Source organism: Kaistella sp. CFF1-2, from assembly GCF_059509915.1.
On record NZ_JCAKLF010000003.1, the window covers coordinates 293,718 to 314,625 of the forward strand.

The 20,908-nt window shown below is 37.8% G+C and carries 19 protein-coding genes; 13 read left to right on the top strand and 6 right to left on the bottom strand.

Annotated features, from left to right (window positions below; translation table 11 throughout):
* Window positions 1–92: 92 nt before the first annotated feature.
* Window positions 93–521: a hypothetical protein gene (locus tag AC5XHR_RS10630; RefSeq protein ID WP_495950769.1), complete on the top strand. Its 429-nt coding sequence runs from the start codon at window positions 93–95 to the stop codon at window positions 519–521.
* Between the two features lie 40 nt (window positions 522–561).
* Here the strand turns inward: AC5XHR_RS10630 and AC5XHR_RS10635 are convergent, their stop codons facing one another.
* From AC5XHR_RS10635 to AC5XHR_RS10650, 4 genes are read right to left on the bottom strand one after another with little or no spacing between them, the layout of a single operon-like run.
* Window positions 562–1,752: an efflux RND transporter periplasmic adaptor subunit gene (locus tag AC5XHR_RS10635; protein WP_495950770.1), complete on the bottom strand. Its 1,191-nt coding sequence runs from the start codon at window positions 1,750–1,752 to the stop codon at window positions 562–564.
* A 25-nt stretch (window positions 1,753–1,777) separates the two neighbouring features.
* The gene (locus tag AC5XHR_RS10640; RefSeq protein ID WP_495950771.1) at window positions 1,778–3,046 is read right to left on the bottom strand and encodes an ABC transporter permease; all 1,269 of its coding nucleotides are present in this window, start codon (window positions 3,044–3,046) and stop codon (window positions 1,778–1,780) included.
* Window positions 3,047–3,076: 30 nt separating this feature from the next.
* Window positions 3,077–4,306: an ABC transporter permease gene (locus AC5XHR_RS10645; protein WP_495950772.1), complete on the bottom strand. Its 1,230-nt coding sequence runs from the start codon at window positions 4,304–4,306 to the stop codon at window positions 3,077–3,079.
* Window positions 4,307–4,341: 35 nt separating this feature from the next.
* Window positions 4,342–5,049 carry an ABC transporter ATP-binding protein gene (locus AC5XHR_RS10650; protein WP_495950773.1) on the bottom strand — a complete coding sequence of 236 codons (708 nt, stop codon included), beginning with the start codon at window positions 5,047–5,049 and terminating at the stop codon, window positions 4,342–4,344.
* A 340-nt stretch (window positions 5,050–5,389) separates the two neighbouring features.
* Between AC5XHR_RS10650 and AC5XHR_RS10655 the strand changes: the two genes are divergently transcribed.
* From AC5XHR_RS10655 to AC5XHR_RS10670, 4 genes are all read left to right on the top strand, one after another.
* Window positions 5,390–5,569: a phage tail-like protein gene (locus AC5XHR_RS10655; protein WP_495950774.1), complete on the top strand. Its 180-nt coding sequence runs from the start codon at window positions 5,390–5,392 to the stop codon at window positions 5,567–5,569.
* Between the two features lie 425 nt (window positions 5,570–5,994).
* Complete coding sequence (locus AC5XHR_RS10660; protein ID WP_495950775.1) at window positions 5,995–6,969, top strand: ribonucleotide-diphosphate reductase subunit beta; 975 nt, start codon at window positions 5,995–5,997, stop codon at window positions 6,967–6,969.
* 161 nt (window positions 6,970–7,130) lie between these two features.
* On the top strand, window positions 7,131–8,789 hold the full coding sequence (locus tag AC5XHR_RS10665) for a ribonucleoside-diphosphate reductase subunit alpha (RefSeq protein ID WP_495950776.1): 1,659 nt from the start codon (window positions 7,131–7,133) through the stop codon (window positions 8,787–8,789).
* 120 nt (window positions 8,790–8,909) lie between these two features.
* Window positions 8,910–9,794 (top strand): DUF72 domain-containing protein, encoded by an 885-nt coding sequence (locus AC5XHR_RS10670; RefSeq protein WP_495950777.1) that lies wholly within the window; start codon window positions 8,910–8,912, stop codon window positions 9,792–9,794.
* Between the two features lie 114 nt (window positions 9,795–9,908).
* Here AC5XHR_RS10670 and AC5XHR_RS10675 read toward each other — a convergent pair whose 3' ends face one another.
* A complete protein-coding gene (locus AC5XHR_RS10675) occupies window positions 9,909–10,205 on the bottom strand; it encodes a hypothetical protein (RefSeq protein WP_495950778.1) in 297 nt (98 codons plus the stop codon).
* 75 nt (window positions 10,206–10,280) lie between these two features.
* On the opposite strand from AC5XHR_RS10675, the gene glyA reads away from it, so the two are divergent.
* Entirely contained in the window at window positions 10,281–11,549 is a 1,269-nt protein-coding gene (gene glyA, locus AC5XHR_RS10680; protein ID WP_495950779.1) for a serine hydroxymethyltransferase, read from the top strand.
* A gap of 76 nt (window positions 11,550–11,625) precedes the next feature.
* On the opposite strand, the gene tyrS is transcribed toward glyA, so the two are convergent.
* On the bottom strand, window positions 11,626–12,822 hold the full coding sequence (tyrS, locus tag AC5XHR_RS10685) for a tyrosine--tRNA ligase (RefSeq protein WP_495950780.1): 1,197 nt from the start codon (window positions 12,820–12,822) through the stop codon (window positions 11,626–11,628).
* Window positions 12,823–13,054: 232 nt separating this feature from the next.
* On the opposite strand from tyrS, the gene AC5XHR_RS10690 reads away from it, so the two are divergent.
* From AC5XHR_RS10690 to AC5XHR_RS10720, 7 genes are all read left to right on the top strand, one after another.
* Window positions 13,055–13,525: a regulatory protein RecX gene (locus AC5XHR_RS10690; protein WP_495950781.1), complete on the top strand. Its 471-nt coding sequence runs from the start codon at window positions 13,055–13,057 to the stop codon at window positions 13,523–13,525.
* 104 nt (window positions 13,526–13,629) lie between these two features.
* Window positions 13,630–14,208 (top strand): outer membrane beta-barrel protein, encoded by a 579-nt coding sequence (locus AC5XHR_RS10695; RefSeq protein ID WP_495950782.1) that lies wholly within the window; start codon window positions 13,630–13,632, stop codon window positions 14,206–14,208.
* Between the two features lie 22 nt (window positions 14,209–14,230).
* The gene (locus tag AC5XHR_RS10700) at window positions 14,231–15,022 is read left to right on the top strand and encodes a polysaccharide biosynthesis/export family protein (RefSeq protein WP_495950783.1); all 792 of its coding nucleotides are present in this window, start codon (window positions 14,231–14,233) and stop codon (window positions 15,020–15,022) included.
* 100 nt (window positions 15,023–15,122) lie between these two features.
* Window positions 15,123–17,360: an exopolysaccharide transport family protein gene (locus AC5XHR_RS10705; RefSeq protein WP_495950784.1), complete on the top strand. Its 2,238-nt coding sequence runs from the start codon at window positions 15,123–15,125 to the stop codon at window positions 17,358–17,360.
* A 143-nt stretch (window positions 17,361–17,503) separates the two neighbouring features.
* Window positions 17,504–18,511 (top strand): glycosyltransferase family 2 protein, encoded by a 1,008-nt coding sequence (locus AC5XHR_RS10710; protein WP_495950785.1) that lies wholly within the window; start codon window positions 17,504–17,506, stop codon window positions 18,509–18,511.
* Window positions 18,498–19,673, top strand: a complete 1,176-nt coding sequence (locus AC5XHR_RS10715) for a polysaccharide pyruvyl transferase family protein (RefSeq protein ID WP_495950786.1) — start codon at window positions 18,498–18,500, stop codon at window positions 19,671–19,673. The genes AC5XHR_RS10710 and AC5XHR_RS10715 overlap by 14 nt, the downstream gene beginning before the upstream one ends.
* Before the next feature lie 9 nt (window positions 19,674–19,682).
* On the top strand, window positions 19,683–20,873 hold the full coding sequence (locus tag AC5XHR_RS10720; RefSeq protein ID WP_495950787.1) for a glycosyltransferase: 1,191 nt from the start codon (window positions 19,683–19,685) through the stop codon (window positions 20,871–20,873).
* Window positions 20,874–20,908: the final 35 nt, after the last annotated feature.

Consider the following 20,908-nt stretch of genomic DNA (forward strand, 5'->3'; position numbering starts at 1 on the left):
AGCGTATCATTTATTCATTTCGTATCCTTACAGTGGTGTTGGGCGTCGCTTTTTTCACGTATTGGTTTGTTGAAAAAAGTTTAGACAAGTTTATGAAAAATGCCATTGGTTTGCAGTTAATTAATGAGTTGCCACAACCTTTGGATTTTTACATTATCACGGTGGAAAAGAAGGATGGTGAGAAAGTCTATCAAACCGAGCATTTAGGAAAAATCAGAACCGATCATTATCGAATTAATTATTTGAAAATGGCCAATTCTAATGAATACTGGGTTGTCGGTTATTTAGGGAAAAATCTATCGTATTTCTCTGCTCAATTTGTGCCCAATAAAAGTATGGACCAGATTGTGAATGTGAATAACTACACGGTAGAAAGTGAACAGCTTTCTGAAATTGCAAAATTACATGTTGACGATTACCGAAGTAAAGATTTACGAACCGCCGTACGAGTTACTCTTGTATTGCTGCTTTTATTTCTGAATATCGGTTGGTTGATGACCAAAGATAAAGGAGATCATTAAGATCTCCTTTTTTATTTTGTTGACACCGATTTTTCGGATGTTATTTTTGTTCCTTCAATTCTTTTTTGTCTTTATCCGAAGGATTCCAAACTTTGACATCAGCATTTTTATCTAATCCAGAAATGATCTGAACGTTGATTCCGTCGCTAGCTCCAAGTTTTACATAGGCTTTTTTGAAGTTCCCATCTTTTTGTTTTACTTCTACAAAAGCTTTGTCTTTTCCGCCTTGCTTTTCATACTGAATCAAGGATTCGTCTAGTAATAAGGCATTTTTTTGCGAACTCAAAACAATCTCCCCGTTTGCTGAAAATCCCGCACGAATGTATTCGTTGCTTGGGTTCATCACATCCCCTTCAATCGGAAATTTAATGGTTCCATTTTCGTCGGTTCCTTTAGGGGCAATCATCGTTACTTTTCCTGGGAAATTTTTGTTCTGAAGGGCTCCAATCACGATGTTCATGTTCATTCCTTCTTTAATTTTTCCTGCTTGTGCTTCATCAATTTTACCTTCAAAAATCAAGGAATTCAAGTCAGCTACGGATGCAATCGTTGTTCCCGCGTTGAACGAGTTGGCTTCAATAACTTGGCTTCCCGCTTTTACAGGAACTTCCAAAATCGTTCCGGTTGCTTTAGAACGAATCTGTGTCGTCGCCATGCTTTGCAATTCTGGAGTAACCCCAGTTCTTGCAATTTGCAAGCCTTTTTGTGCTGTTGCCAGTTGTTGTTGCGCATTTTTAACCGATTGTTGCATGTTGTAAAGCGCTTGCTGAGCAGTTAAAAATTCTTGCTTCGAAATAACCCCTTGATTGAACAATTTTTGTTGCATCGCAAACTGTTGTTGCTGATTGGCAAGGTTAGAGCGCGCATTGTTGATTTGCAAATTGGCATTGGCAACCTGTTGCTGTGCGTTGTTTACTTCGGCAACGTTGGGTACGATTCTCAATGTTGCTATTAATTGTCCAGCCACAACTTTATCGCCTTCTTTTACCATGATTTTTTCAATAATTCCAGGCATATTGGGTTTAATCTCAATTTCCTCACGGGGGACAATTTTTCCTGTTGCCATAACTTTGTCCTCCATATCTTTTACCATGGGCTTTCGGGTAAGAAACTCTTTACTTTCTTTGGTATTGGATTTTACCATATATCCGATGACCGATACGAGAGCCACAGCTGCAATTAGGCCAAGAACGATATATAAAATCTTCTTCAAAGGGGACTTCTTTTTCATATGATCTAGTTTATTTAATTCTTTGTTAATCTGTTCTAAGTGCTTCAATTGGACGAATACGTACCGCACGTTGCGCTGGAATCATCCCAATCACCAATCCTAAAAATACCATGATGGCCATGGCGCCAAAAACGTTTCCGTAATTTACGGTTGGGTTGTAGAACGGAAATTCGTCTTGATTGGCGAAAGCTGCATTGAGGCCCATGAGCAATATCATTCCAAACATAAAACCAAGTAAGCCCGAAGAAAGCGTGATTACGACACTTTCTAGAAGGATTTGGTTCCGTACTTCGGAAGGTTTAGCGCCTAAAGCACGTCGAATTCCAATTTCTTTGGTACGTTCTTTTACCGTAATTAATAAGATGTTTGAAATCGCAATAACTCCCGCAATTATGGTTAGTGCTCCAACCACGATGGTGAGAAGTTGCATTCCATCTAAGAATCCAGTGAGTTTTTTAAACTCTTTTCCAAGGTTGAAACTTCCATACGCATTGGTATCATCGGGTGAAGCGTGGTATTTTTGTTTTAAAGCTGTTTTTACATCGTCTTCTACCAAAGCAACATCAGCGTCTGGTTTCGATACAATGGCAAAATATCCGACACGATCGCCATCGTTAAACATTTTTGTAAACGTGGAAAGTGGAATATACACGGAACGGTCGTTATTCAATCCGCCACCCGCCTTTACTGAGAAAACACCGATTACGTTGAAGAAAATTCCTTTAATATTAATGGATTTTCCGATCGGGTTTTCGTTTTTCTTGGCATCGAAAAAGTTTTTATAAACCTCTTCTCCAATGACAACCACGTTTTTATTTCCCGATACATCGGCATCGTTGAGATATCGACCAAATAAAAGTCTTTTCTCTGAAATTTTATTTCCAATTGGGTAATCGCCATTCAAAGTATAAACGGCCGTTTTGTTATTTCGGTTCATCGATTCTCCAGGAGTTCCGAAGCTTCCGCGGGAGTTTTGTGGAGAAATGTAATCGATTTCGGGAACTTTCTTTTGCAGATAATCAATATCGGGTAAGCGAATTTCCATTGCTCGACCTTTCGGGAACCCATCAAATGGAATGCTGGTATTTTGTGCCCAAAGGAAAATGGAGTTGGTTGCAAATCCCGAAAAAAGTTTATCAAAACCATTTTCCATTCCTTTTGCTGCTCCAAGAAGAGCTACGTATAAGAACATTCCCCAACCCACACCAATCATGGTGAGGAAGGTACGCAGCTTATTATTCCGTAATGAGTAATAAATCTCCTGCCAAGTATCTTGTTTAAATAGAATGTTCATTTTAATATTTCTAAAAACTTGAATTTGATATTATTCGGCTCTCAAGGCTTCTATAGGTTTAATTTTCGCGGCACGATAGGCAGGTACAAATCCAGCTAATAATCCTGAAAAAATCAAACATAAGAAGGCTACCAAGATTAATCCCCATCCCACACTTGGATCCATAATGAAATATTCTTCCAAATTATTTCCGATGAGTTTTAGGGTTAAAATTCCTAACGCCACACCGATAAGTCCAGAAACTACAGTGATGACAATACTTTCCTGCATAATCAGTGCGATAATACTACGCGGTTTGGCGCCAATTGCTTTTCGTACACCAATTTCTTGCGTTCGCTCCTTCACGATATACACCATGATATTCGAAATACCAATGATTCCTGCCAAAAGAGTTCCCATCCCAATAAAACCAACGATCGCTGCAATTACCGCTAGAAAAGCAACGCTTTCGCCTTGGTTTCGGGCATTGTTCCAAACCCAAACGCCATCTTCATCATCGGGAGAAACTTTTTTTCGAGCCTTCAGCTTATCCTTAATGTCGTCACCGTATTTCATGGCTTGATCTGGTGTCATTTCAGGATTGTACGCTATATAAATGGTGGAAAGGGAGTCGGATCCTTTTTTCATTTGTTGAAGCGTACTTATCGGAACCGAAATATGTCTTTCGTCCCAGTCGCCACCATCATCCGAGAATACACCAACCACTTTAAAAATGGTACCGTTGATGTCTAATTCTTTACCTACTGGACTTCCATCTTTAATTAAATCTCGTTGAACCATTCGTCCAATCACCGCAACATTTCGTTTTTGTTCGATATCAATTGGGGAAAGGTATCTTCCTTCGAGTATTTTTCTGTTTTCAATGTATTTTTCTTCGGTATTGGCACCGTTTATTTGGTAATTTCCACTCTCACGGCCGTATTTTACCATCCAACTCGATGAATATCTAGGTGTTGAATATTCTACTTTTTTCTTGTCGTCGTTGATAATCGCATCATAATCTTCGTTATTCAAAGAAACCTCACGTCCCGATTGCAATCCACCGTACGCGATGCTGGTATTTCCTGTAGAAATTTGAATTAAATTTTGAGCATCTCTTGTGAAACCTTGTGTGAAGGCATTTTTTAATCCATTTCCAAAACCAAAAAGCACAATAAAAATAAACAACCCCAAAGCTACGGTGAAGCCAGAAAGTACGGTACGCAAAACATTGGAGCGTATCGAACTGAATATTTCTTGCCAACGGTCTATATCAAACATGATGGGGTGTGTTTACGTGTTTATTCTTTGTTGAATTAGTTTTTATCATAGTCGCCTAAAACATGCTGTTTGATAAATTCATCACTTTCGATGATTCCATCTTTTAGGACAACGTTTCTTTTGGTTTGGGCTGCCACATCGGGTTCGTGCGTTACGACAATAATTGTTTTTCCTTCGTTATTAATCTCTTGCAACAACTTCATGATATCATGCGTCGTTTTTGAATCTAACGCTCCTGTTGGCTCATCCGCTAAAATCACTTTCGGATTGGTAATCAACGCACGAGCAATAGCTACTCTTTGTTTTTGTCCACCCGATAATTCGTTAGGAAGGTGATTTGCCCAAGGTCCTAAACCTACTTTTTCAAGATATTCCATCGCTCTTAGGTTACGCTCTTTTCTATTGATATTCTGATAGTAGAGTGGTAGCGCAACATTTTCCAAAGCAGTCTTATAGCCAATAAGGTTAAATGATTGAAATACGAATCCCAAGAATTTGCTACGATATTCTGCTGCTTTTACTTCGTTGAGGTGTTCAATAGGAATTCCATCCAGTTCATACGTTCCGGAATCCTTTTCGTCCAAAATTCCTATAATGTTAAGCAGGGTAGATTTCCCTGAACCTGAAGAACCCATAATGGATACGAACTCGCCTTCGTCGATGTTGAGATCGATTCCTTTAAGAACATGAAGTTGGCTTTTCCCCGTGTCGTATGATTTGTTCAGATCCTTTATGAATAACATGGACGTCGTTTTTTCAATTCTAACAAATAGGTAGATTTTTTTTTTGGTTTGTTACATATTTTATTTAGAAATAAAACAAATATGAAAAATATGAGTACAAATAATTACTAAATCAAAATAATGTTTAACTTAATGAATGATAAAAAGTGTAAAAGCCTATTATCGAAAAAACTAACTAACCATAAAACGATTTCTATCTTGCTCAGTAGCATACTGGGTTTTTTATGTGTATTTACACAAGACATTCCACCGCCACAAGTTGATGACTTTGAATCCCGAACACATACCAAAATCTAATGCTAAACAGGTTGACTTCAAACTATTAGAAAATAATTAGGAGGTGTATTTTTTCGTTGGTAAAGGTATTTTCTGCGATACAGACAAAGCCATGATTTTGCCCAAAGTAAGTTCGCCTCATCTCAATATTGTAAATCCAGCGGCGGGTATGCTTGTGTATGATACACATGATAAACTATTAGCGATTTTTAACGGAACGCAATGGTCGTTCTTAAAACCTTAGAATAAAATTTAAAATTCACATGGTTATTAGTGGCGCCAAATCTTCTTCGGAAGTGAGGCGCTTTTTTTTGCTTGATAATTTTCCGCTTGTTTAGGTTTAATTAATTGATTTTCAATTATAATATTCGATGTGTTTAATATGAATTCTCTACGTTGATGATGATATCGGTAGAAATCATCCCAAACCGACACTCTTAGCGACTTCTGTGTCAATGTGGAAAACTTTTGCCTCCATAAGTCAGACTTTTACATTTTCAGCCTTTCAAATCTTAAAGGCATTCTCTATTTTTGTTTTTCAGTTCAAAAGCAAATGATGATTTTATTTTTGATTTGATCGTCAATTTTATTTTATTGAAAATCAATTGTTTGAACTGGATTCTAAAAACAAGTTAAAAAAGGTATTAATTCTAAAAAAGAGACACAATTATGGGAATTTTTGATAAGAGAGTGAGTTACAAACCGTTTGAGTATCCAGAAGTTTTACAATTTGTAGAAGCGATTAACAAATCCTTTTGGGTGCATTCGGAAGTTGATTTTACAGCTGATGTTCAAGATTTCCATTCACAATTGGAGCCGCACGAAAAAAATGCGGTTAAAAACGCTCTTTTAGCGATTGCTCAGATTGAAGTTTCTGTAAAAACCTTTTGGGGGAACTTATATACCCACTTGCCAAAACCAGAACTTAACGGTCTTGGAGCAACATTTGCAGAGTGCGAATTCCGTCATTCGGAAGCCTATTCTCGTTTGCTAGAAGTTTTAGGATACAACGAAGAGTTTAATCAAGTTATTGAGATTCCAGCCATTAAAAAGAGAATTGATTTCTTAACCAATGTGTTGAAGCATGCCAATTCAACAACGCCTAAAGAGTACGTTTCGTCTTTGCTGTTGTTTTCAATCTTGATTGAGAACGTATCCTTATTCTCTCAGTTTGCGATTATTTTGTCGTTTACGCGTTTCAAAGGTTTCATGAAAAATGTGTCTAACATCATTGCATGGACGTCCGTTGATGAGCAAATTCACGCAAATGCAGGGATTTATTTAATCAACAAAATTCGTGAAGAACAACCTGATTTATTAACAGACAGCGATATCGAAGATATTTATACATTGGTAGATCAGTCTATTGATTTGGAAGGTGAAATCCTAGATTGGATTTTCGAATTGGGTGAAATTGATAACTTCTCCAAAGAAGATTTATTGAATTTCATGAAATATAGAGTTGATGATTCTTTGAAGAAAATCAACATGGCAACTCGTTACAACGTAACGCCAGAACAATACAGACCCATGGTTTGGTTTGAAGAAGAAGTTTTCGCGAATTCATTGGATGATTTCTTTGCAAAAAGACCGGTAGATTATACCAAGCACGACAAGAGTATTACCGCGAACGATTTGTTCTAAAAAAGACTCTAGAATCAAGATTTTATGGCGCGAGCGAAGCGAGCGTCAAAAAGCACAACATTAGCGAACTCAAGTTTAAGAATCGCTAGCAAGCTGAATTAAGTAGTATCAAAACACAAGGTGTATTTTATCGAAATACCTTGTTCAAAAAAATAAAAATCATGGAAGAACAAAATACAGATATCTGGTGGCTGAATGAAGAATCAGAGCAAATGCTTAACCGAGGTTACCTTTTAAAAGGGGAAACTGTGGAAGGGGCTATTGATCGAATTACTTCGGCTGCGGCAAAAAGACTTTACAAGCCAGAATTGCAACCCGCATTTAAGGAAATGATCGTGAAAGGATGGATTTCTTTTTCGTCTCCCGTTTGGGCGAATATGGGTACGCAAAGAGGTCTTCCTATTTCGTGTTTCAACGTGCATATTCCAGATAGCATCGAAGGAATTACCCATAAAATGGGTGAAGTGATCATGCAAACCAAAATTGGTGGTGGTACTTCCGGTTATTTTGGGGAATTACGAAACCGTGGAACTGCCGTTACCGATAACGGAAAATCTTCTGGTGCCGTTTCGTTCATGAAATTGTTTGATACGGCAATGGACGTCGTTTCGCAAGGCGGTGTTCGTCGAGGAGCTTTTGCAGCGTATTTGGATATTGACCATGGTGATATTGAAGAATTTCTATCGATTAAAGATATTGGAAGTCCGATTCAGAACTTGTTTACGGGAATTTGCGTTCCTGATTATTGGATGCAAGATATGGTGGATGGTGATATGGAGAAGCGTAAAATATGGGCGCGTGTTCTAGAAAGCCGTCAACAGAAAGGTCTTCCGTACATTTTCTTTACCGATAATGTAAACCGTCATAAGCCTCAAGTGTATAAAGATAAAGGCTTAACGATTAACGCAAGTAATTTGTGTTCTGAAATTATGTTGCCTTCAACCATGGAAGAATCGTTCATTTGTTGTTTATCATCGATGAACTTAGAGTTATTTGATGAGTGGAAAGACACCAATGCGGTTCAATTAGCTATTTACTTCTTGGATGCGGTACTTTCTGAGTTTATTGAAAAAACAGAAGGTAATTACTATCTGCAAGGAGCTCGTAACTTTGCATTACGTCACAGAGCTTTAGGTTTAGGAGTTTTAGGATACCATTCGTATTTGCAGAAGAATATGATTCCTTTTGAAAGTTTCCAAGCAACGCAGTTTAATGCAAAAGCATTTAGACATATCAAAGAGCAAGCAGAAATCGCTTCTCGTGAATTAGCCAATATCTACGGGGAACCAGACATGTTGAAAGGGTACGGAATGCGTAACACAACGTTGATGGCGATTGCTCCAACAACTTCGAGTTCGGCTATTTTAGGTCAAACTTCGCCAGGAATTGAGCCATTTGCGTCCAACTATTATAAAGCAGGATTAGCAAAAGGAAACTTCATGCGTAAGAACAAATATCTGAAGAGACTTTTAGAAGAAAAAGGTCTTGAGAACGAAGAAACTTGGAGAACGATTATGTTGAATCATGGTTCTGTTCAGCATTTAGAAGAGCTTGCAGAAGACGAAAAAGCGGTGTTCAAAACGTTTAAAGAAATCTCTCCAATGGAGATTGTTTCTCAAGCGGCGCAAAGACAACAGTATATTGATCAAGCACAATCATTGAACCTGCAGATTCCTTCAACAATGCCAGTGAAAGACGTTAATTACGTGATGATTGAAGCTTGGAAAAAAGGGGTGAAAACATTGTATTACCAAAGAAGTTCATCGGTTTCTAAAGAATTGATGGTCAACTTCGTTTCATGCTCGGCATGTGAAGCGTAAGAAGAAGTTAGAAAGTAGATTTTAGAGGTTAGAATCAAGAATCAAGAGATATAAATAAAAACTGCAGATTTTTCTGCGGTTTTTTTAATACCTTTAAATCGTAATTTAAAAAAGTAACCAATGAAATTCGGACAAGTTGAAGATCCTTCCAATATCGATTTTACCCTTCCAAAAGACCATAAAAAAACAGCAGAACTTTTTGAAAGCAATAAAAAAGGTTTGCAATCCATTTCTATTGGTTGTGCAAAATGGAATAAGACCGATTTGAAAGGCTTTTATCCCAAGGGAACCAAAGATGAGTTGACCTATTATGCAACGCAATTTAATTCCATTGAGCTGAATGCCACTTTTTACGGAATGCCAACTGCGGAGCAAGTTCAAACTTGGAAAGAAAAAACACCGGCTAACTTTAAGTTTTTTCCGAAAATAACCAATACTGTTTCCCATTTCAGACGCTTACTGAATATTACTGATGTGGTGACGCAATTCGCAACGGCAGTACTTAATTTTGATGAGAAATTGGGAATGGTTTTCCTACAATTGCATGATAACTTCAAACCGAAAGATTATGATCGTTTGGAGAAGTTTGTACAAGACTGGCCGCGTGAGATTCCTTTAGGGATTGAACTTCGTAATACCGACTGGTTTACTGATGAAGAAGTTTTTAATACGGTTTGTGCTCTTTTTGAAAAGAATGGAATAACGAATATTTTGGTGGATACGGCGGGACGACGCGATATGCTTCATATGCGCATGACGACCCCTAAAGTTTTTATTCGTTACGTTGGTGCCAACGCCGAAAGTGATTATCAACGACTTGATGATTGGCTAGAGCGATTAACCGAGTGGAAAGAGCAAGGAATGCAAGAATTGGACTTTTTTGTCCATCAAAATGTTGAGAAAGCGTCTCCTTTATTGTCAGCGTATTTTATTGAAAAACTTAATGCTAAGTGGGGAACAGAAATTCATATTCCTACGATGGCAGAAGTTAAAACGAAGTTCTAGAGCCTGTTTAAAAATTTTAGTAATAAAATGTTAACAGGCTCTTAAGTTGAACGTAAAAATAAACAAGAGTCGGCATCGAAGATGCCGACTCTTGTTGTATATGCGTGAAAAAAATTAAGCTAAGAACTTAATTTCCTTATCCTTAAAATCGTTTTTGTTTACCAATTTGTTGATGGTTTTCAGCATCTTTTTTCTCAAAGCGGCAATTTTTCTAATGTTTTTGTCTTCGCTATAATCGAAAATATTGTCTTCAAAAGAAAACGTATCCCCTTTTTTAAAATGGATGTTGTTTTTCTTCATTTCCTTCAAGATCATCATGGTGGTCATGTTTTCAAGAAGCGCATATTCGGAAATGGCAACATTTTTCAATGTTTTCAGAAGTGCTTTTTTATATTTCTTTTTGTTTTTCATAATTCTAATTTTTTGACGCTTCAAAGGTAGGCAAAATTCCTTTTAAATGCTTAAATTAGCGAAAATTTAAAGTCAATGCAAGATCCTATTTTTGAACTAATTGAAAGAGAAAATCAAAGACAATTACACGGTTTGGAGCTTATTGCTTCCGAGAATTTTGTTTCAGAAAACGTGATGAAGGCGATGGGCAGTGTTCTTACGAACAAATATGCCGAAGGCTATCCAGGAAGAAGATATTACGGCGGTTGTGAAGTCGTAGATGAGGTGGAAAACCTAGCTATTGATCGTGCGAAGCAACTTTTTGGTGTTGATTATGTGAATGTGCAACCGCATTCGGGTTCTCAAGCGAATGCTGCCGTTTATTTGTCATGTGTGAAACCTGGAGATACAGTGATGGGAATGGACTTGTCGATGGGAGGTCACTTAACTCACGGTTCTGCCGTTAATTTCTCTGGAATTCAGTACAATATTGTTTCTTACGGCGTTCAAAGAGATTCTGGACTTATTGATTATGATCAAATGCGTGAAGTAGCGCTACAGAATAAACCAAAAATGATTATTGCTGGTTTCTCGGCATATTCTCGAGATTTAGATTATGCAAAGTTCAGAGAGGTGGCAGACGAAATTGGAGCGACGCTTTGGGCGGATATCGCGCACCCAGCAGGTTTGGTTGCGAAAGGTTTGTTGAACAATCCGTTTGAGCATTGCCATGTGGTTACGACAACAACGCACAAAACCTTGAGAGGTCCACGTGGGGGAATGATCATGGTCGGTAAGGATTTTGAAAATACCTACGGTCATAAAACACCAAAAGGAGAAACGAAAATGATGAGTGCTGTTTTGGATTCTGCAGTTTTCCCAGGTATTCAAGGTGGGCCATTGGAGCATGTAATCGCAGGAAAGGCGGTGGCTTTTGGTGAGGCATTGGACCAGTCTTTTGAGGTTTATGCAAAACAAGTGAAAGCCAATGCACAAGCGTTAGCAAAAGCGATGATTGATCGTGGTTTTGATATCGTTAGTGGTGGAACGGATAATCACTTGATGTTAATTGATCTTAGAAATAAAGGTGTAAACGGTAAAGAAACGGAGAAGGCGTTGGTGAAAGCAGATATTACATGTAACAAGAATATGGTTCCGTACGATGATAAGTCACCATTTATCACGTCGGGAATTCGTTTGGGAACTGCTGCGATTACAACTAGAGGATTGAAAGAAAATGATATGGAAACGATTGCTGAATTAATCAATACAGCGGTTTCAGATTTGAAAAATGATGCCAATCTAGAATCTGTAAAAACGCAAGTCAATGCTTTAATGGAAGGCAAAGCGTTGTTCAACTACTAATTTCGTGTAGAATACATAGCATAAAAAAACCATCCAAGATTGGATGGTTTTTTGTTTTTTGAAAGGTTGTTGAGACTTATACCAATTCAAAGAAATGGAGTTTTCCGATTTTGATTTTTGTTCCTTTAACAAGATTAATCATGCAATTCGGATCCGTTATTTTTTCGTGATTTACTTGCATACCGCCACCCAAAATAATTCTTCGAATGGCGGATTTTGAATCATCCTTTTTCAAATGATGGCCCAAATCGACCAACGAAATGGGATTTGACTCGCCTAATTCCTCAATAGAAATAGGTTCAAAAACCTTTTCTTCTTGATTTTTATTTTGAAACTGATTGGTGAAAAAGGCTTCTGCCTCCAACGCCTCTTGATCTGAGTGGTATTGAGTGATGATGTTCTTGGCGATTTCCTTTTTGATATTCATCGGGTTCTCTCCATTCGAAAGTCGGCTTTTTAATTCACTCAATTCCGCTACTGAGAAATCCGTTGCCAAGTCCAAATACTCTTCGATGAGTGCATCGGGAATTGACATGGTTTTCCCAAACATCTCTTGAGGTTCATCGGTTAATCCAATGATGTTATTCAAGGATTTGCTCATTTTTTCTTTACCGTCTAAACCACGAAGTAGGGGCATGCACATCACAATTTGTGGGGACATTCCCATACTTTCTTGCAATTGGCGTCCCATGGTGCAATTAAACAACTGATCCGTTCCGCCCATTTCGATATCGCAGTTGATTTGCGTAGAATCGTAGCCCTGTAAGATCGGGTAAACCAGTTCGTGCATTGCAATTGGTGTGTTTTCTTGGAATCGTTTGTTGAAATCATTTCGATGCATGAGTTGGGCGACGGTCACTTTGGAAAGCAATTGAATCACCTCTGAAAAGTTTAATGCATCTAGCCAATCCGAGTTGAAGACGATTTTTGCTTTATTCACATCAATCACCTTCGAAAGTTGGTTGATGTAGGTTTGCGCGTTATGTTGCACATCGTCTGCACTCAAGGGTTTTCGCGCTTTGTTTTTCCCTGTGGGGTCTCCAATTCGGGCAGTAAAGCTTCCCACCAAAATGACGATTTGATGCCCTAGATTTTGAAACTCTCGAAGTTTCTTCAAAACAACAGCGTGTCCCAAATGGAGATCTGGTGCAGTAGGGTCGAATCCTAGCTTGATGATTAAAGGGCGTTTTTCCGTTTCGGCAAGTTGAAGTTTCTCTTCTAATCCGTTTTCTGGTAGAATGATTTCTACGTTTTGTTTTAAAGTTGTTATCATGTTGTTGGTTTGAATTTTAGACAAAAAAAATCCCGAAACGTACTGCTTCGGGATCGTATATGATGGTCAACGCAAAATGCGATTTAGGTCAATAGGAGATTTCCCGAGAAGTTATCGGGTAATAATACGTACTGAAAAATGGCAGCCTTAGTATGGAATTCAATTTTTTCATTTCGAATGACAAAGGTACAAAATATTTTATAGCTTGCTTTTTTTGAAGTAATTTTGGGGCATGGCCGAGGAAAAGAAATCCTATACGTTCGATGAAATCAAGCTAAAACTGGTACACTATTGTGTGTATCAGGATCGGTGCCATTGGGAGGTGGAGCAAAAGATGCGTGAGTTTTTATTGATTCCCGAAGCCAAAGAAGAGATTCTCCTATATTTAATACAAGAAAATTATCTCAATGAAGAACGTTTTGCTCGCAGTTATGCCCGAGGTAAGTTTTATTTGAAGAAGTGGGGGCGCACTAAGATTAAAATTCACCTCAAGCAAAAAGGAATTGGCGACAAACTCATTTCAAAAGGAATGGAAGAAATAGATGCGGATGATTATGAAAAGACGCTGCAAAAACTCTACGAATCCTACTATGAAAATTTAAAGGGATTGCCAATTTATCAGAAGCGTACCAAGACCATCCGACATCTCCTATCTAAAGGGTTTGAGTATGATTTGATTTTGGATGTTAATTCTACGAATTAGTCTTTTTTGATTTAAGTATCAAAAAAAAATAATACATTTACATTAACTAACTTATAACCATGAAAACGACATTACGTATCGTCTTCATCATAGCCTTTTCTGTTATGATGAAGGCACAGGTCTTTAAATACGGTTTTATCGGCGGCTTTCATAAGACCTCTATTGTGGGTATCCATGATTATTCTGAAGGGAAATTTGGCGGTAATCTCGGTTTTTTTGCCAATGTTTCGCTTGTTGAAAACGATGTTTTTGACTCGTCGTGGTTGTATTTGCAGCCGCAGATTGAGTTTGCGATGGAAGGTGAACATGCCAATCCACCTGAAGGTTATCAGAAGTTTTTGAACAATTATGTTGCCGCCCAAGTCTATTTAAAATACTTTTTCCATAAAGGGAATATGAAGCGGGATGTCTTTATTTTTGCTGGCCCTCGAGTGGAGTATTTGATTTCTGAAGAGAGAAAAGGTCCTCCAGTTTACGATATGTTTGTGGATATGGAAAAGCGCATCAATAAATTTGGTTATGGTGCTTCGTTTGGCGTTGGCTTAAAAGTAACGCCACGATTGGAAGGTATACTCCGATACGATCGAGGTTTTAGCCATATTTATCCTGACTACTCTATTTTCAATACATATAATCGAATGTTGTCTTTAGGCTTTAATTATTATTTATCTCCGATTAGATAATCCCGAACTCGAATTGTGATTTATGAAAAGGAATTCCCTTGTTATTATGTTCGTTGCCTTGTTTTGCATCGCTTGTCAGCCGAAGCGGAATATGGTGTATCTGTCTAATAGTAATTTTGAAAATGAGGTTTCTCAAGCCCGTTTTCAAGGTTTGCAAATTCAAGAAGGGGATGTTTTGGATATTTTGGTTTCCTCGTTTGATGATATCGCTTCGAAGCCATTTAACCGTACGACGATGACTCAAACCGGTAAGATTGCCGCAACATCCACCCAAAACCTGGGTGCAACTAACGAGTATCAAGTCAACGAAGAGGGCTATATTCAAATGCCTGTCTTGGGATCCATTTTTTGTAAGGGGATGACAAAGACCCAATTGAAGAATGATTTGGAAAGCCGTTTGAAGCAGTATCTCACCGATCCTGCGGTAACGGTGAAGCTGGCCAATTTCAGTATTTCGGTTTTAGGCGATGTGGGTTCACCAGGACAGAAAACAAGCACTTCTGAAAAGCTGAATATTTTTCAGGCCTTAGCTTTAGCTGGGGATTTAAATGATTCTGCAAATCGAACCAATATTAAGTTGATTCGTTATTCTGAAGAAACTGGGAAAGATGCCGTAACCAATTTGGATTTATCTGAAGCATCGATTGTGAATTCCCCGTATTACTACCTTCAACAGAATGATATTTTGTATATCGAACCGGATAAGAATAAGCAGATTGTTGCCAATACGACCAATCCCAATCGGGGCTTGTTTTTACAAATTGGAGCTGCTTTAATGGGACTTGCCACGTTCATCATCGCTATAAGTAAATAATATGGAGTTACTCGATAAGCAAGAAGATCGTAATAAGCAGGTGAACTTCAAGAGGGAAGTCGGGCGCTACTTAAAAAAGTGGCCTTGGTTTGTCTTGAGTATGTTGGTGTTTTATATTGGGGCGTTGGTGTATTTACGCTATGTGCAGCCTCAGTATCTATCTAAAACTTCGTTGATGCTTTTGGAGTCTAAAAATAAAAATACCGCTCTAAGTGATTTGAAGAATCTGGGGATGGGTGTCAGTGGGGACAACGAATTGCAAGGAGAAACTACGTTAATTGTTTCCAAGCCCATACTTTCACAAGTCGTTAAAACTCTTAATCTTGATGTTACTTTTTATAGTATTGGTAAGATCAAGGAGGTTGAATTATACGATGATGCTCCGTTTGTTGGAGAAGTGAAGGCGCTACGCGATTCTGTGAAGTTTGGAGGCGCTACCGTGATTCTAAAACCTGCAGGTGGAAATTCCTTTCGCATTGAAGAAGGCCCCTCTGCTGGGAAGACGTTTGCCTTTGGACAGGTTGTTGATTTACCGTTTGGGAGCGTCCTGCTTCGTATGAAGCCTCATGCTGTATTTGGCGAACCTATCAAGGTCGTTTTTTCCAATGTGAAAAATGTTGCCGCACGCTTAGAATCGTCGGTAAGTGTGAGTCTGCCCGAGAATAAAGGGCTGCTAATGGAACTTTCGCTTGTGGGCCCTGTACCTCGAAAGTCCGAAAATATACTCAACGAACTAGTCAAGCAATACAATATTGATGGGGTGAAAGATAAGAATCAGGAAGCTCAGAATACGCAGGATTTTATTAACGGCCGATTGGATGTTATTACGCAAGATTTATCGGGAATAGAAGGAGAGAAGGAAGATTTTAAGCGCCAAAATCAGATTACTGATTTGGAGGCCCAGGCGAATATGGCTATGTCGAATGCCAATGATAATACGACCAAGTTGTTGGCTGTATCCACCCAACTCGATTTAACTAATTCCATATATCAAGCCAGTGGGAAAGAGCAGTTGCTACCTACTAATATCGGTTTAGGTTCCACGGATACTTATATTTCTGAGTATAATGAATTGCTACTCACGAGGAACCGTGTTTTAAAACAAGCTACGCCCGCCAATCCAGCGATTATTGAACTCAATAAGCAACTCTCCGATGCTCGCCATTTGGTGCGCACCAGTTTGAATGAAAAAAGAGCCGCTTTGCAACTGGAATTGGGGACATTGCAACAGCAATTACAACTCAATAAAGATCAAATTACAAAATATCCCTCACGAGAAAAGGTATTCCGAACGATTGAAAGACAACAGCAATTGAAAGAGCAGCTGTATTTGTATTTGCTCCAGAAAAGGGAGGAGAATGCTATTACCCTTGCGGTGACGGCACCGAAGTCTAAGGTGGTAAATCCAGCGTTTACGACGGGGCAGGTGAAGCCCAATCGAAAGCAGATCACAACGGGAGCGTTGGCTGCAGGCTTTTTATTGCCTTTGGCTTTACTCTTTGCGATGAATACGTTGGATACGAAAGTTCACTCGAGGTTGCAAATCAACTCTCTGGTTCCCGATATCCCCGTCTTAGCTGAAATCCCTGTGACTAAGGAAGAAAATGCTTTGGTACATCCTAAGGATTTTTCCCCTTTTGCCGAGTCCTTCCGAATACTCACTTCCAATTTGAAGTATGTATTAAAAGCCAAAGTAGCGCCATCTGATCCCAATTTAGGTTCGGTTATCTTGATTACTTCTTCGATAAAAGGCGAAGGAAAAACGACGGTTACTATGAATATCGCTCAAACTTTAGCGTGGCGCAGCAAGATTTTGTTGATGGGTGCTGATATCCGAAATCCCCAATTGCATCGTTTTATTGATGGAAAAAATATTGGACTTACGGATTATTTGGTTTCGGAAGACACCGATCCTTTACGATACGTCAAAAACTCCGGTTTGAGTGAAAACTTGGATGTCTTATTTAGTGGAAAAATCGCCCCCAATCCGAATGATTTGTTGGATATGGAGAAGTTTGATCAGCTGATCGCTCGGGTTCGAGATGTGTACGATTACGTCATTATCGATTCGGCACCGTTGATGTTGGTGAGTGATACGATGAATTTGATTAAGCATTCTGATGTGGCGATCTATGTTGTGAAATCCAGTTTTACTGAAAAAGAAATGCTGGCTTTTGCTACCGAATTTAAGAAAAACAATAACCTTAAAAATATGGCCTTTGTGCTCAATGCTGTTGAACCTCAAAATTCCCGGTACGGTAAGAAGTACGGATATGGATACTATACGTATTCTCAAGAACATGGTGAGAAAGGGTGGAGGGCCTACTTTAAAAAATAAAGACAATTGTTTTTTTTCAAGCTCGAATAACTCTATTTTTAGTTTAGTGTCCCATATTTAAGTCAAGTTATTAGTATATAATAGTAGTGACAAATTTACAAACACTGTACATATTAAGCCAGTCGTTTAATAATTGCATCAGTATGATTACCCTTTCCATCATTATTCCAGTGTACAATGCCGAACATTTTCTTGAAGAATGTTTGCAATCGGTATTTAAGCAGACTTTGACGGATCTGGAGGTTATTTGTGTCAATGATGGTTCCACGGACCGGTCAATCGAAATTCTTGAAAAATGGAAAAAGAAAGAAGCGCGTTTGCTCATACTTGACCAACCCAATCTTGGCGTTTCTGCAGCACGAAATGCAGGTCTGCGTGTTGCTGATGGGAAATATTGTGGCTTTGTTGATGCAGATGATACCGTAGATGCAATGTATTTCGAGTTATTTCTTGATCACGAAAAGAAGTATGATTTTGTTTCTGGATTTCTTGGCGTGATACCAAAAAGATTAGAAGTAGAAAAGGAATATTTTAAAGAAGATTTGCAATCTCTTTGGATGAAAACGATGCTTTCAGAGGATACTTTGAATTCGGTTTGCTCCAAAGTTTTTAAAACCGAATTTCTTAGGCAAGAAGGTATTTTGTTTCCTACAGATATGAAATTAGGAGAGGATGCTCATTTCTTTTATCAGGTTTTAAGTAAAGCAAATACGGGAAAAACGATTGATGTACACGGGAAATATATATACCGAGATAATGAGGAAAGTGCAACACGAAAGGTGGTAGATGATACTTTTTTTAAGCGAATGTTTCAAGAGTTTGAATTTGATCACAAAGAGTTTTATCAAATAAACCTTTCGAAACAAGAAATACGAGCATTAAAAACGAAACGATTAGTGCGAGCGTTCTTAGCAGCACTTTCCTTGTACTTGCGCGAAAATCCTAACATGAAATATGAACAGCGTAAATCGATTGTAAAAACATTTTCTCGAAAGCTGACGTCAATACAAGTGATTCCTTCGTATTTAAATGAGTTTAGGGAAGAAATTAATCGTTTTGAACGCTTTGTTTTAAAGGCGATACAACAACAATCAACATCAAAAATAATGTGGGCATACCGTTATGCACATTGGAGAAATGGAATTAAGTAGAAAGAACTATTTATTGTTCTTCCATGGCGGAAGCAAAAATAGAGGTTGTGAAGCTATTGTAAGAACTGCTGTTACCGTGATTAGATCTCGATATCCTGAGGCGGTCATTGCGTTGGCGTCAACAGATCCCGATTCTGATAGAGGAATTGATGGTATCGATGAGGTGATCTTTCATAATCAAAATAGAGGAATTTCAAGGTTATCAAAGAAGTATTTCAAGAATTTTTGGGAAACAAGGTTTCGAAAATCATCAAAAATACACTACCAGCTTATGCATCAAGATATTATCGATCGCATTTCAGATTTTGATGTATTTCTATCCATTGGTGGAGATAATTATTGTTATGGTGATTTACCCGATTATTATGAGCTGAATAAACTCATAAAAGCAAAAGGCAAAACGTTACTATTATGGGGCGCTTCCTTAGGAAAAGAAGATATAACTACCAATACGAAATTAGAGGATTTGCGATATTTTGATGCCTTGTTGATTCGCGAGACAAAATCCTTTAATGAGTTAGAAAGCCTTGGATTGCATAATGTAAAGTTGGTTGCAGATGGCGCTTTTGTTTTGGATAAAGTTTACTTGGACTTACCCAAAGAATGGGAAGAAGGTAATACCATTGGTTTTAACTATAGCCCTTTGGTTGAAGATAAATATCCATTAAGTAGAAACGCTGCGATTGAATTACTTCGTCATATTTTAGAAACAACACCTTACACAATTGCATTAACTCCCCATGTTATCCAGCCTGGGAATGACGATTACCATTGTTTGAAAGAGTTGTTGAAAGATTTGGGAAATCATCCTAGTATAGATAGAATTTTTATGCTTCCGAATACCCTTAATGCAATGGAGTACAAAGGCTATATTGCAAAGATGAAGCTTTTTATTGGGGCGCGTACCCACGCTACCATTGCCGCCTATTCATCTTTTGTCCCAACCATGGTATTAGGATATAGTATCAAATCTTTAGGGATTGCCCATGATATCTTTGGGTATGAGCGATTGGTGCTTAAATCTTCAGAAATTTCTGATGCTCAATTGTTAATTAGTAAATTTGAGGAACTCAGCAAAGATCAGGAGGAGATACGAAAAGAACTGGAAAGGAGAATACCAGAAATACAGAAAAAATCGTTTGAAGCGAATTCTTATATTTAATGCATTAGTATGAAGAAAGAACTACTTTTTGTAATACCAGCATTGGATTTAGGCGGAGCAGAAAAAAGCTTTGTTAATCTTCTCAATGCCATTGATTACACAAAATATCATGTGGATGTTTTTCTAATGACCAGAACGGGGATGTTTTTAGATTTAATTCCCAAAGAAGTTTGTATTTTGCCTCAATCAGATACTTTTAGTACATTTTCTACTTCTTTTTTAAATTCTATTCTTCAATTTATAAAACAGGGAAAACCTTATCTAGCACTTCAAAAAGTACGATTTTCCGTATATAATAAAGTCGAAAATAATCCTGTTTTAAAAGAGCAAAAGTCTTGGAAGTATCTTCGTTATTTTTTTGCCAAGCAACCTAAAATGTATGATGTTGCCATTTCTTATTTAGAAAAAACAAGTGCATATTACGTTGCTGAAAAAACGATTGCTAAAGAGAAAATTACTTGGATACATACCGATTTAGAACAATTGGGAATTGATTTCGAAATTGAAAATACCTATTTGCAACAGTTTACCCATTTGGTAACGGTATCTGATGGATTAACGGAACGATTGAAAAAAAAGCTTCCACAATTTTCGGCTAAGATTAAAACGATAGAGAATATTAATTCCAAAAAACTGATTGATTTTTTAGCTTCTAAAACGGAAAATATATCTTTTTCAAAAGAAGCAATCAATATTGTGTATGTTGGTCGTTTGGCTCAAGAAAAGGGATTATTCAATGCATTAGATGCGATAGATATTTTGATTGAGAAGAAATATCCTATACATTGGTATTTAATAGGGACTGGAAATAAGAAAGAAGAATTGGAGAAAGTAGCGGTTCAAAAGGGGATTTCGGGGCATATCCACTTTTTTGGTTCTCAAAATAATCCTTATCCGTTCATTAAAGAAGCTGATCTCTTTATATTAACCTCCTTTTATGAAGGGAAATCCATATCCTTAGAAGAAGCTAAGATATTGAGAAAACCTATTGTAATTACTAATTTTTCTTCGGCTAAAGACCAAATTGTTGATGGAGAAACAGGACTCATTGCCGACATGAATCCCGAATCCATTGCCGAAAAAATTGAAACTTTACTTACCAATGTGAATTTAGTCGCAAAATTGGTTTCAAATCTTGAACAAACTGCTTTTGGTAATGAGACGGAAATTGAAAAATTTTATGATATCATCGATGGGTAATAGAAAGAATATATTGTTTGTAATGAATAATCTGC

Excerpts from the sequence above, each read along its gene's own strand:
- AC5XHR_RS10630 (WP_495950769.1), top strand. The coding sequence starts at position 93 with ATGAAAAATGCCATTGGTTTGCAGTTAATTAATGAGTTGCCACAACCT.
- AC5XHR_RS10635 (WP_495950770.1), bottom strand. The coding sequence starts at position 1,752 with ATGAAAAAGAAGTCCCCTTTGAAGAAGATTTTATATATCGTTCTTGGC.
- AC5XHR_RS10640 (WP_495950771.1), bottom strand. The coding sequence starts at position 3,046 with ATGAACATTCTATTTAAACAAGATACTTGGCAGGAGATTTATTACTCA.
- AC5XHR_RS10645 (WP_495950772.1), bottom strand. The coding sequence starts at position 4,306 with ATGTTTGATATAGACCGTTGGCAAGAAATATTCAGTTCGATACGCTCC.
- AC5XHR_RS10650 (WP_495950773.1), bottom strand. The coding sequence starts at position 5,049 with ATGTTATTCATAAAGGATCTGAACAAATCATACGACACGGGGAAAAGC.
- AC5XHR_RS10660 (WP_495950775.1), top strand. The coding sequence starts at position 5,995 with ATGGGAATTTTTGATAAGAGAGTGAGTTACAAACCGTTTGAGTATCCA.
- AC5XHR_RS10665 (WP_495950776.1), top strand. The coding sequence starts at position 7,131 with ATGGAAGAACAAAATACAGATATCTGGTGGCTGAATGAAGAATCAGAG.
- AC5XHR_RS10670 (WP_495950777.1), top strand. The coding sequence starts at position 8,910 with ATGAAATTCGGACAAGTTGAAGATCCTTCCAATATCGATTTTACCCTT.
- AC5XHR_RS10675 (WP_495950778.1), bottom strand. The coding sequence starts at position 10,205 with ATGAAAAACAAAAAGAAATATAAAAAAGCACTTCTGAAAACATTGAAA.
- glyA (WP_495950779.1), top strand. The coding sequence starts at position 10,281 with ATGCAAGATCCTATTTTTGAACTAATTGAAAGAGAAAATCAAAGACAA.
- tyrS (WP_495950780.1), bottom strand. The coding sequence starts at position 12,822 with ATGATAACAACTTTAAAACAAAACGTAGAAATCATTCTACCAGAAAAC.
- AC5XHR_RS10690 (WP_495950781.1), top strand. The coding sequence starts at position 13,055 with ATGGCCGAGGAAAAGAAATCCTATACGTTCGATGAAATCAAGCTAAAA.
- AC5XHR_RS10695 (WP_495950782.1), top strand. The coding sequence starts at position 13,630 with ATGATGAAGGCACAGGTCTTTAAATACGGTTTTATCGGCGGCTTTCAT.
- AC5XHR_RS10700 (WP_495950783.1), top strand. The coding sequence starts at position 14,231 with ATGAAAAGGAATTCCCTTGTTATTATGTTCGTTGCCTTGTTTTGCATC.
- AC5XHR_RS10705 (WP_495950784.1), top strand. The coding sequence starts at position 15,123 with ATGTTGGTGTTTTATATTGGGGCGTTGGTGTATTTACGCTATGTGCAG.
- AC5XHR_RS10710 (WP_495950785.1), top strand. The coding sequence starts at position 17,504 with ATGATTACCCTTTCCATCATTATTCCAGTGTACAATGCCGAACATTTT.
- AC5XHR_RS10715 (WP_495950786.1), top strand. The coding sequence starts at position 18,498 with ATGGAATTAAGTAGAAAGAACTATTTATTGTTCTTCCATGGCGGAAGC.
- AC5XHR_RS10720 (WP_495950787.1), top strand. The coding sequence starts at position 19,683 with ATGAAGAAAGAACTACTTTTTGTAATACCAGCATTGGATTTAGGCGGA.